8 protein-coding genes are annotated in these 9,895 nt (G+C 71.8%); 5 read left to right on the plus strand and 3 right to left on the minus strand.

All coding sequences use genetic code 11. The features are described 5' to 3' along the window. The first annotated feature begins 128 nt into the window (after positions 1 to 128). From C6N75_RS11850 to C6N75_RS11875, 5 genes are all read left to right on the plus strand, one after another. Positions 129 to 317 (plus strand): hypothetical protein, encoded by a 189-nt coding sequence (locus tag C6N75_RS11850; RefSeq protein ID WP_105868834.1) that lies wholly within the window; start codon positions 129 to 131, stop codon positions 315 to 317. A gap of 136 nt (positions 318 to 453) precedes the next feature. Next, the gene (locus tag C6N75_RS11855) at positions 454 to 888 is read left to right on the plus strand and encodes a BlaI/MecI/CopY family transcriptional regulator (protein WP_105868840.1); all 435 of its coding nucleotides are present in this window, start codon (positions 454 to 456) and stop codon (positions 886 to 888) included. A 9-nt stretch (positions 889 to 897) separates the two neighbouring features. Further along, a complete protein-coding gene (locus tag C6N75_RS11860) occupies positions 898 to 1,449 on the plus strand; it encodes an amino-acid N-acetyltransferase (protein WP_105868835.1) in 552 nt (183 codons plus the stop codon). A 158-nt stretch (positions 1,450 to 1,607) separates the two neighbouring features. Further along, positions 1,608 to 1,946 carry a histone-like nucleoid-structuring protein Lsr2 gene (locus C6N75_RS11865; RefSeq protein ID WP_105868836.1) on the plus strand — a complete coding sequence of 113 codons (339 nt, stop codon included), beginning with the start codon at positions 1,608 to 1,610 and terminating at the stop codon, positions 1,944 to 1,946. Between the two features lie 495 nt (positions 1,947 to 2,441). Further along, positions 2,442 to 4,964 (plus strand): ATP-dependent Clp protease ATP-binding subunit, encoded by a 2,523-nt coding sequence (locus C6N75_RS11875; RefSeq protein ID WP_105868838.1) that lies wholly within the window; start codon positions 2,442 to 2,444, stop codon positions 4,962 to 4,964. 81 nt (positions 4,965 to 5,045) lie between these two features. Here the strand turns inward: C6N75_RS11875 and dacB are convergent, their stop codons facing one another. From dacB to C6N75_RS11885, 3 genes are all read right to left on the minus strand, one after another. Then, positions 5,046 to 6,467 (minus strand): D-alanyl-D-alanine carboxypeptidase/D-alanyl-D-alanine endopeptidase, encoded by a 1,422-nt coding sequence (dacB, locus tag C6N75_RS11880; RefSeq protein ID WP_322888044.1) that lies wholly within the window; start codon positions 6,465 to 6,467, stop codon positions 5,046 to 5,048. Continuing rightward, positions 6,464 to 6,646, minus strand: a complete 183-nt coding sequence (locus tag C6N75_RS32100) for a hypothetical protein (RefSeq protein ID WP_322888045.1) — start codon at positions 6,644 to 6,646, stop codon at positions 6,464 to 6,466. Before C6N75_RS32100 ends, dacB begins: the two co-directional genes overlap by 4 nt. Before the next feature lie 96 nt (positions 6,647 to 6,742). Continuing rightward, on the minus strand, positions 6,743 to 9,757 hold the full coding sequence (locus C6N75_RS11885; protein ID WP_105868839.1) for an NACHT domain-containing protein: 3,015 nt from the start codon (positions 9,755 to 9,757) through the stop codon (positions 6,743 to 6,745). Between the last annotated feature and the right edge of the window lie 138 nt (positions 9,758 to 9,895).

Here is a 9,895-nt window from a genome sequence, read left to right on the forward strand (position 1 = left end):
GTGCCCAAGCCCACCGAGGTCTTCCCGCCCCGCCGCCGCCCGGCCGCGCCGCCCCGCGACCGGCTGGCCGCCGGATAGCCGGTCGGGGGGCCGCGGTCCCGCGCGGGGGCGGGGCTACTCTGGACGCCATGGAATACGTATCCGCGCTCCTGCCCCCCGTCGTGATGGCCGCCTTCTTCATCGGCCTCGTCGTCACGATCGTCAAGAGCCAGGGCGGCCCCAACAAGGCCAAGGAGGACGAGGCGGTGGACGCGGCGCTCGCCCGCGCCGAGGCCGCCCGTCAGGCGGACGGCGCCGCCCACGCCGGCCAGGGCTGAGAAACCGCCCCCGGACGGGGACCGGGAAAGGGCGTACGGCAAGCCGTACGCCCTTTCCGTGCTTCCCGGCGACGGATCGGTGGCTGACCGGCCGCACTACGCCTTGCGTCCGGAATGCCCCACTATGGTGGGCGGTGTGCCGCGCCAATTGGGAGACCTCGAAGACGCCGTCATGACCCGCGTCTGGCAATGGAACCGCCCGGTCACCGTGCGGGAAGTCCTCGAAGACCTCCAGCGGGAACGCCCCATCGCGTACACCACCGTGATGACCGTGATGGACAACCTCCACCAGAAGGGCTGGGTACGCCGGGAGGTCGCCGGCCGCGCCTACCGCTACACGGCCGTTTCCACCCGCGCCGCCTATTCCGCCGCGCTGATGAACGAGGCCTGGTCCAAGAGCGACAACCCGGCGGCCGCACTCGTCGCCTTCTTCGGCATGATGTCCGCCGAGCAGCGCCAATACCTCCAGGACGCGGTCCGCATCGTGCAGCGGGACGCCCCCGGGACCCCCGCCGACGCCGGTGCGGAAGGCGCCGGGCCCGACGGATCCGGGGGCGGCGCCGAGCGGTAGCGTCCAGCCATGTCCACCAGCGAGCGCCCTCCCGTCCCGCCGGCCGCCGACGCCGCGAAAGCCGTCACCGTGCGCCGTGCCCGCACCTCCGACGTCCCGGCGCTGCGCAGGCTCGTCGACCCCTACGTCACCGAGGGCATCCTGCTCGACAAAGCCAACGTGACCCTTTACGAGGACATCCAGGAGTTCTGGGTCGCCGAACGCGACGAGGACGCGGAGGTCGTCGGCTGCGGGGCGCTGCACGTGATGTGGGAAGACCTCGCCGAAGTGCGCACACTCGCCGTGGACCCCGACTTCCGCGGCGCCGGAGTGGGGCACCGGCTGCTGGGGAAGTTGTTGCACACGGCCCGCTGGCTGGGCGTGCGCCGGGTATTCTGCCTGACCTTCGAAGTGGACTTCTTCGCGAAGCACGGCTTCACGGAGATCGGCGAGACCCCGGTGGACGGAGATGTCTACACCGAGCTGCTGCGCTCCTATGACGAGGGCGTCGCCGAGTTCCTGGGTCTCGAACGGGTGAAGCCGAACACCCTCGGGAACAGCCGCATGCTCCTGCACCTCTGAACCGTGCCGCCTCCGCTCAGCGTACGGCGATGGCCGAATGTCCGAAACGCGCACGTTTCCCATGCCGGCGGGGAAGTGAACCTCTCCCAGGGGTTTGTGTTTTTCCCGAAAAGGCGGTTTCCTTTCCGCGTACTGCATTTTCGATGAAAGGAAATCCGGTGGCACAGAAGGTTCAGGTCCTTCTTGTCGACGACCTCGACGGCGGCGACGCGGACGAGACGGTGACGTTCGCTCTGGATGGCAAGTCCTACGAGATCGACCTCACCACCGCGAACGCGGACAAGCTCCGCGGCCTGCTGGAGCCGTACACCAAGGGCGGCCGCCGCACCGGCGGGCGTTCGGCCGGCGCCCGCGGCGGAAAGGCCCGCGCGGCCTCCGGCGGCAGCCCCGACACCGCGAAGATCCGCGCCTGGGCGAAGGAGAACGGCTACGACGTCAACGACCGCGGCCGCGTCCCCGCCCACGTCAAGCAGGCCTACGAGTCCGCCAACGCCTGACCCGGCCCCACCCCTCCGGCGCGGCGTACGAGGCAGGGGCCCCCGTCACCGCCTTCCGCCGCCGACGGCCCCGCCGCCGGCGGCACCCGCCTTTCCCTCGCGCACCGCGCCCATACCGCTACCGAAGGTGACGATTCGGCCGGGTACGGGCGACGGGCCGGCCGCAAGGGTGTTCGCCCGTAGCTGAGGGAACCGGGGTGCACCGCATGGACTGTCAGAGCATGCGGGTAAGACATCCCATGTGGGGAGGGGCGACACGCAGGATCGGACGTCTCACGTTCGCCATCGGCGTACAGCCGCCGAGGGTAACGGTCTGGCCTGCGGGAACATCGTCTCGCACCATCGGGTTGGAGCATTTGTCGGCGTTCGGGTCAGGAGGCCATCGACGGGTGTCGGCAGTTGGAATGAGCGGTCCCCGCTTGCGGGACTAAGCTGCGGAAGGACAGGGAGGGGACCGACCCCTTACTGCCTGACCGCTCTGAGGAGCGATTAACGATGTTCGAGAGGTTCACCGACCGCGCGCGGCGGGTTGTCGTCCTGGCTCAGGAAGAAGCCCGGATGCTCAACCACAACTACATCGGCACCGAGCACATCCTCCTGGGCCTTATCCACGAGGGTGAGGGTGTCGCCGCTAAGGCCCTGGAGAGCCTCGGGATTTCGCTCGAGGCGGTCCGCCAGCAGGTGGAGGAGATCATCGGCCAGGGCCAGCAGGCCCCGTCCGGCCACATCCCCTTCACGCCCCGTGCCAAGAAGGTCCTGGAGCTGTCGCTCCGCGAGGCCCTCCAGCTCGGCCACAACTACATCGGCACCGAGCACATCCTGCTCGGCCTGATCCGCGAGGGCGAGGGCGTCGCCGCCCAGGTCCTCGTGAAGCTGGGCGCCGATCTCAACCGGGTGCGGCAGCAGGTCATCCAGTTGCTCTCCGGGTACTCCGGCAAGGAGGCCGCCACCGCCGGCGGTCCCGCCGAGGGCACGCCCTCGACGTCGCTGGTCCTCGACCAGTTCGGCCGCAACCTCACCCAGGCGGCCCGCGAGTCCAAGCTCGACCCGGTCATCGGGCGCGAGAAGGAGATCGAGCGGGTCATGCAGGTGCTGTCCCGCCGCACCAAGAACAACCCGGTCCTCATCGGCGAGCCCGGCGTCGGCAAGACGGCGGTCGTCGAGGGCCTGGCGCAGGCCATCGTCAAGGGCGAGGTGCCCGAGACCCTCAAGGACAAGCACCTCTACACCCTGGACCTGGGCGCGCTGGTCGCCGGCTCCCGCTACCGCGGTGACTTCGAGGAGCGCCTGAAGAAGGTGCTCAAGGAGATCCGCACCCGCGGCGACATCATCCTGTTCATCGACGAGCTGCACACCCTGGTGGGTGCGGGCGCCGCCGAGGGCGCGATCGACGCCGCCAGCATCCTCAAGCCGATGCTGGCCCGCGGTGAGCTTCAGACCATCGGCGCCACCACGCTCGACGAGTACCGCAAGTACCTGGAGAAGGACGCCGCGCTGGAGCGCCGCTTCCAGCCCATCCAGGTCGCCGAGCCGTCGCTGCCGCACACCATCGAGATCCTCAAGGGCCTGCGCGACCGGTACGAGGCCCACCACCGGGTCTCCATCACCGACGAGGCGCTCGTCCAGGCCGCCACCCTGGCCGACCGGTACATCTCGGACCGCTTCCTGCCGGACAAGGCGATCGACCTGATCGACGAGGCCGGCTCCCGGATGCGCATCCGCCGGATGACCGCGCCGCCGGACCTGCGCGAGTTCGACGAGAAGATCGCCGGCGTTCGCCGCGACAAGGAGTCCGCGATCGACTCGCAGGACTTCGAGAAGGCCGCGTCCCTGCGCGACAAGGAGAAGCAGCTCCTCGCCGCCAAGGCCAAGCGGGAGAAGGAGTGGAAGGCCGGCGACATGGACGTCGTCGCCGAGGTCGACGGCGAGCTGATCGCCGAGGTCCTCGCCACCGCCACCGGCATCCCGGTCTTCAAGCTCACGGAGGAGGAGTCCTCCCGCCTCCTGCGCATGGAGGACGAGCTGCACAAGCGCGTCATCGGCCAGAAGGACGCCATCAAGGCCCTGTCGCAGGCGATCCGCCGCACCCGCGCCGGTCTGAAGGACCCCAAGCGCCCCGGTGGCTCGTTCATCTTCGCCGGCCCGTCCGGCGTCGGTAAGACGGAGCTGTCCAAGACGCTCGCCGAATTCCTCTTCGGCGACGAGGACGCGATGATCTCCCTCGACATGTCGGAGTTCAGCGAGAAGCACACCGTTTCCCGCCTCTTCGGCTCCCCGCCCGGATACGTGGGTTACGAGGAGGGCGGCCAGCTCACCGAGAAGGTGCGCCGCAAGCCGTTCTCCGTCGTCCTCTTCGACGAGGTCGAGAAGGCCCACCCCGATATCTTCAATTCCCTGCTCCAGATCCTGGAGGACGGTCGCCTGACCGACTCCCAGGGCCGGGTCGTGGACTTCAAGAACACGGTCATCATCATGACGACCAACCTCGGGACCCGGGACATCTCCAAGGGCTTCAACCTCGGCTTCGCGGCCCAGGGCGACGTCAAGACCGGTTACGACCGGATGAAGGCGAAGGTCAACGAAGAGCTGAAGCAGCACTTCCGGCCCGAGTTCCTCAACCGCGTCGACGACACGGTCGTCTTCCACCAGCTCAGCCAGGAAGACATCATCCAGATCGTCGACCTGATGATCGCCAAGGTGGACGAGCGTCTGAAGGACCGCGACATGGGCATCGAGCTCAGCGGTGACGCGAAGATCCTGCTCGCCAAGAAGGGCTACGACCCCGTGCTGGGCGCCCGGCCGCTGCGCCGGACCATCCAGCGCGAGATCGAGGACCACCTCTCCGAGAAGATCCTCTTCGGCGAGCTGCGCCCCGGTCACATCGTGGTCGTGGACAGCGAGGGCGAGGGCGAGGCGGCGACCTTCACCTTCCGCGGCGAGGAGAAGGCGGCCCTGCCGGACGCTCCTCCCATCGAGACGGCCGGCGGCGCCGGACCGAACCTCTCGAAGGAAGCGTGACCGGCACGCCACCGCGTGACTGAGTGAAGGGGCCGCCCCGACCGTCCGGGGCGGCCCCTTCGCGTACTCCCCGCGCCGAGCTCAGCAGCGGACCGGCTTCCGCCAGGAGCACTCGACGTCGGCGGGGGCGGGCGCCGTACGCGACCGCTCCGGGCTCGCGGCGCTGATCGCCCCCTTCGCCGTGTCCGACCCCGCCAGCGTCACCACCACCGCGTCCTCCACGCTCTTCACCGAGGGCGCCAGGTAGTCGGCGAGCACCACGGAGAACACCAGCTTCCGCCCGGCCTTGTCCGTCACGTACCCGGAGAGCGCGGACGCCCCCGTCAGCGATCCCGTCTTGGCGTGCGCGTTCAGCGCGGCCGGGGTGCCGCACATCCGCGTGCGCAGCGTGCCGCCCTCCGCCCGGTCCGGCGCGCACGCCACCGGCAGGGCCGCGTACCAGTCGCCGAACCACGGCTCGTCCCGCACCGCGAGCAGCAGCGCCGCCAACTGCGCGGCGGGGAAGAGGTTCATCCGGGACAGCCCCGACCCGTCCACCTGCCGGATGGTGCCGGTGTCCACCCCGTGGCCCCTCAGGTAGCCCTCCACCGCCGCCAGCCCGTCCGCCCAGTTCCCCGGCCGCCCGGTCGTCTCGTACGCCATCGCCTTGGTCAGCGCCTCGGCGTGCATGTTGTTGGACAGCTTCATGAACGGGCGGACCAGCTCCCGCAGCGGCATGGACGCGTGGACGGCCAGGGACGTCGCGCCGGCCGGCGTGGCCCGCCCCTTCCCCTGCACGCCGTCCTCCACCCGTACGCCGTGCCGGGCCAGCGCCGCGGCGAAGACGGTGGCCGCGTACCGGGTCGGGTCCTGGACGGCGACCCACTCCTTCACGGCCGCCGCACCCAGCGGCAGCGACCCGGTGACGGCGATGGTGTTCGTCGCGTGCTCCCGCTCCACGGTGAGCGTGTGCGCCGAGCCGGGCGCCGCGGTCGTGGCGCGCACCGCCACCCGCACGCCCCCGTCGCCCGGCAGCAGCCGTACGCGCGGCCGCGCGCCCTCACGCCCGCCCGGGGCCACCTCCACGACCACCGTGCCGGCGTCGTAGTCGGTGTCCGGGGCGAGGGTCAGCGCCGAGATGGGGGCGGAGTAGTACGAGGACTCGTCGTCCGCCGCCCAGGAGCGGCCCAGCCGGTTGGCGTCGAACCGGGTGTCGTCGGGCACCACCTGTCCGGTCACCCGCCGCACCCCGGCCGCCGCGACGCCCGCCGCCAGCCGGTCGTAGTCCGCCGCGAGGGCGGTCGGGTCCCCCGTACCGCGCAGATACAGGTCCCCGCGCAGGGTGGAGCCGCTGCGCCGCCCGTCGGCCAGCACGTCCGTCCTGAACCGGTAGTCCGGTCCCAGGACCGCCATCGCCGCCAGCGAGGTGGGGATCTTGGTGTTGGAGGCCGGCATCAGCCGGTCGGTGCCGCCCCGCTGGTACAGCGTGGACCCGGTGACCGCGTCCGCGACGACGACGCTCACCCCGCCCCCGTCCAGTCGCGCGTCGCTGAGGACGGTGTCCAGGGCCCCTTCAGCCCGCCGTCCGACGGCCCCGCCCCGGCAGGCGCGGCCGCCCCCGTCCCGACGAGCCCGGCGACCGCGAGCCCGGCGACGAGGGCGGCCAGCCGGTGCCCCTTGAGGTGTCTCCCGTGAGTGGTCATGTGCGGAGGATGACGGAGCACGGGGAAGCGGGGAAGGAGGCGGGGCGGGACGGGGCCGGGAGGCAGGGCGCGATTCGGCCACGGGCGGGTGGGGGCTCAGCTACGGATGCGGACGTGCGGGGGGAGGGCGTCGCGGTTCAGCAGCCTGACCCCTCGGGCGTCGATGGCGGCCAGGTGGGGCAGCCGGGCCAGCGGGGCGACGTCGACGGGCTTCGAACCGAGGAGAAGGCCGACATGGCGGGCGCTGGGGAAGACCTCGGCCAGTCGGCGGACGGTGTCGTCCTCCACGGTGTAGGCGACCTGGACGCGGTGCGCCTTGGGCAGGCGCAACCCGGTGGGGCAGCTCGCCAGGGAGGCTCCGTGCATGGTCACGTCCCACAGGTTCGGCAGCGTGGCCATCGCCTGCCAGTCGGTCTCTGTGGCCGTCATCCGCATGCCGCCGACGGTGCTCAGCTCGGGGTACAGCCGCAGCGCCTCCGCCCAGCCTTCCCGGGGCGGGGTGATCAGCCAGAACACCCGCAGGGGCACGCCGTCGGGCAGATCGGTGACGCTCCAGTCCACGCCTTCGTCGACGTACAGGTTCAGCTTGCGCAGGGAGTGCCGTCCCGGCAGCCTGCTCAGCACCATGGCCGACTCGGCGTGGTGCAGGCGCAGCGCCCTGGGGGCGCAGTGGTCCAGCAGACGCCGCAGGCCGGCGGACGAGATGGAGTGCCGGATGTCGAGTGAGGGGGCCGCCAGCTCCATGTCCAGCAGGACGTCGACCTGTTCGTCCGAGGTGAGGGTGACCCGGAGGCCCTGCCGGTCGAGGCGGGCGATGATCTCGCGGGCGTAGACCCGGGTGTCGAAGCGGGACCAGGCCCACATGAGCTGGGCGCGCACGTCCGCTTGGGGGTGGTGGAGGAAGCGGGCGAGGTAGGGCAGCGCTGCGTCGGAGTCGACGTGGGTAGCGGTGATCACCGCCATGAGGGCCTGCTGGTAGTCCAGCTCGGTCCAGTCGGGGAGCAGGTCGAGCACCACCGGGCCCACGGCCGCCAATTCCCGGGCCTCCTCCGCGGAGCCGGCCGGGACGACCTCGGCCGTGCGGTCCAGCACGGTCTGCCGCAGCGTCGGGTCGAGTTCGGTCGCCTGGTCCAGGGAGGCGGCGGTGACGCAGAGGATGCGCGACCTCGTACGCCGCTCGGGGGCGGACTCGGCGGCGGCCAGCAGGTCGCGGACGATGTCGGCGCAGTCGCGGGGCCGGCCGTGGGCGACCGCGAGGCGGATGACGTCCTCCCACTCGTCGTCGGCCGCGTGCTCGGCGAGCAGGCCGAAGGAGCCGTCCTCCACGATCGCCTTGGCCGCCAGGTAGTCCTTGAAGGTGCGGTGCACGAAGTCGACGGTGTCGGCGGTGGGGGCGCGGAGCAGGCCGCTGCGCTGGAGGAGGTGGTGGAAGACGGCCTCCGGGTCGCCGATCGCGGCGACGTCGGGGATGGCCGGGGCGGCCTCGGTGACGAGCGTGAGGGCGCGGGAGCGGTCCATGACGTGGCGGCCGTTGACGGTCAGCCAGTAGGCGAGGCGTTGGAGCAGCCGGATCTGCGGGGCCTCGGTCAGGTCGATCCCGGTGGGCGCGCCCATGTCGCGTTCGCGGTCGCGGCGGACCAGCAGCATGTCGAGCGCGGCGTCGTAGAGCGCCTTGCGGCCGCGCGGCAGGAAGCCCTTGCGGTCGCGGTGCAGAGCGCAGATCAGGCCGCACATCAGGGGGTTGGTGGCGAGCCGGGCCAGGTCCTGCTGGGTGCGCAGCGCTTCCAGCAGCGGGTGCTCGTAGGGGGCGGCGTCCTCGCCGGCGGCGGCGTGCCAGCGCTGGACGAAGGCGGTGGTCTCGGCGCGGCCCATCGGGGTGAGCGCCAGGTCGGTGAAGCCCTCGGCGCTCAGCCACTCGTCGCGCACCGCCGAGGGGCGGGAGGTGACCAGCCAGCGGTTGGGGCCGTCGTAGGCGTCCAGCAGGTCGCGCAGCCAGCGGCGGGCCCGCTCGCGCTCGGGCTCGGGCACCTCGTCGATGCCGTCGACGAGGACCAGGCCCCGGCCGGCGGCCAGCACCCGGTCGACCCAGCCGTCGGGCGGGGTGAGCGGGCAGCCGGCGGCGGTCAGGAAGCGGTCGGGGGCGGGAAGGCGCTCGCCGTGGCGGCACAGGACGCGGAGGGGGAGGACCAGGGGGACGCGGTCGCGGAGGTAGGACATCCGGGGGTCGGCGGCCAGCGGGGAGGCGGAGAGGGCGAGCCACTGGACCAGGGTGCTCTTGCCGGAGCCGGCCACCCCGCGCAGCAGCACCCGGCGGTGCCGGGCCAGCGCCTCGTCGGCGGGAGAGGGACCGGTGGGGAAAGTGTCTTCCCACGACTCGCCGGTGGGCGGCTCGGGCTCCGCCGTCTCCAGCGCCTCCAGCGACAGGTACGCCCCGTCGAGCGGCCAGCGGTCGGGGGAGTTGTGCAGGTCGATGCCGTAGATGGTGAGCTGCCCGTGCTTGCGGGCGATGTGCTCGTGGTAGCGGCGCTCGAAGGCGGCGTCCTCGGCGAGCGGGGTGGGCAGCCGGGAGATCAGCAGCTCGGTGCGCGCGATCAGCTCGGCCTGGGCGCGGGACTGCTCGACCAGGGCCCGTGCCACGAAGGTGGAGCGCTGGGTGAAGAACTGAAGGATGTGCAGGGACGCCCACGCGGTGAGGGTGTCGATGAAGCGGTCGGCGTCGGTGGAGAGGCCGTCCGGCGGGCCCGCGGCCGTACGGAGCCGGGCGGCCAGCTCGGTGTGGCCGAGGCGGACCGCCTGGACGTCGTCCATGTCGAGGTCGCCGAGGGCGAGCAGCCGGCGGGCCAGGGCCTCGGCCACGGCCTCGGACTCGTCGGCGGGGAAGGGGCGCTCACCGGGGCCGGACAGGGCGTCCTTGACCAGGGTGGCGGCGAGCTTGCGGACGTCCTTCTCGGTGAGGGTGCGCTTCTCGCCGCGGAAGGAGACCAGGCCGGAGAGGCGGATGCGCCGCTGGTCGGTGAGGCCCGCGCCGGGACCGTCCGACACGAACAGCTTCTTGACCAGCGGGCCCATCGCGCTCGACGCGAGACGGGTGCCGATGAGTGCGGGCTCCATGCCAGGTCCCCCCGGAGTGCTGCATGTGCTGACGGCTGCCCGGAGCCTATCGGTGGCCCGGCCCGTCATCGTCCGCTTTCCGGTGACCGGGGCCACACCCGGAGGGGGTGGGGCGGTGACCGGGGCCACAGCGTGGTG

The sequence above is a fragment of the Streptomyces solincola genome (assembly GCF_002982015.1).
GTDB classification, from domain to species: Bacteria; Actinomycetota; Actinomycetes; order Streptomycetales; family Streptomycetaceae; genus Streptomyces; species Streptomyces solincola.